1 protein-coding gene is annotated in these 1153 nt (G+C 68.9%); it reads right to left on the bottom strand.

Annotation, left to right across the window (positions count from 1 at the left end):
* On the bottom strand, positions 1-1153 hold a 1153-nt coding region (locus tag ACFY9I_RS42585), incomplete at both ends, for an alpha-amylase family glycosyl hydrolase (RefSeq protein ID WP_391012934.1).

Here is a 1153-nt window from a genome sequence, read left to right on the forward strand (position 1 = left end):
CAGGGGGGCGATGGTGTGGCCGTCGCGTTCGGCGGCGTCCCAGTCGCGTGGGCGGAGTTGGTACTTCTCGGAGTCGAGGTATTCCTCGCTGCCGGGCTTGAGGGGGGTGTTCTCACACAGTTCGTAGCCCGAGTACACGCCCCAGGTGGGGGAGAGGGTGGCGGCGAGGACGGCGCGGAGTTCGAAGGCGGGGCGTCCTCCTTGCTGGAGGAAGGCGTGGAGGATGTCGGGGGTGTTGACGAAGAAGTTGGGCCGCATGTAGCTCGCGGCCTCGCCGGCGAGTTCGGTGGCGTACTCGGTGAGTTCTTCCTTGCTGTTGCGCCAGGTGAAGTAGGTGTAGGACTGCTGGAAGCCGGCGGCGGCCAGGGTGTGCATCATCGCCGGGCGGGTGAAGGCCTCGGCCAGGAAGATGACGTCCGGGTCGGTGGCGTTGATGTCGGCGATGACCTGTTCCCAGAAGACCACCGGTTTGGTGTGGGGGTTGTCGACGCGGAAGACGCGTACCCCGTGGTCCATCCAGTGGCGCAGGACGCGGGTGGTCTCGGCGATCAGGCCGGGCATGTCGGCGTCGAAGGCGATGGGGTAGATGTCCTGGTACTTCTTGGGCGGGTTCTCGGCGTGGGCGATGGTGCCGTCGGGGCGGTGGTGGAACCACTCGGGGTGTTTGTGGACCCAGGGGTGGTCGGGGGAGCACTGCAGGGCGAAGTCGAGTGCGATCTCCAGGCCCAGGGCGCGTGCTTCGGCGACGAAGTGGTCGAAGTCCTCCAGGGTGCCCAGGTCGGGGTGGATCGCGTCGTGGCCGCCTTCGGGGGAGCCGATGGCCCAGGGGACGCCGACGTCGTCGGGGGTGGGGGAGAGGGTGTTGTTGCGGCCTTTGCGGTGGGTGGTGCCGATGGGGTGGATGGGGGGGAGGTAGACGACGTCGAAGCCCATGGCGGCGATCGCCGGGAGGCGGCGGGTGGCGGTGCGGAAGGTGCCGTGGGGCTGCTCGGGGGTGCCCTCGGAACGGGGGAAGAACTCGTACCAGGAGCCGAACAGGGCGCGTTCGCGTTCCACCAGCAGCGGCAGCGGTTCGCAGGAGGTGACCAGTTCCCGCAGGGGATGGCGGGTGAGGACCTCGTCGACCTCCGGCGCCAACGCCGCCGCCAACCGG

The organism is Streptomyces sp. NPDC012510 (assembly GCF_042955065.1).
In the GTDB taxonomy this organism is placed as follows: Bacteria; Actinomycetota; Actinomycetes; order Streptomycetales; family Streptomycetaceae; genus Streptomyces.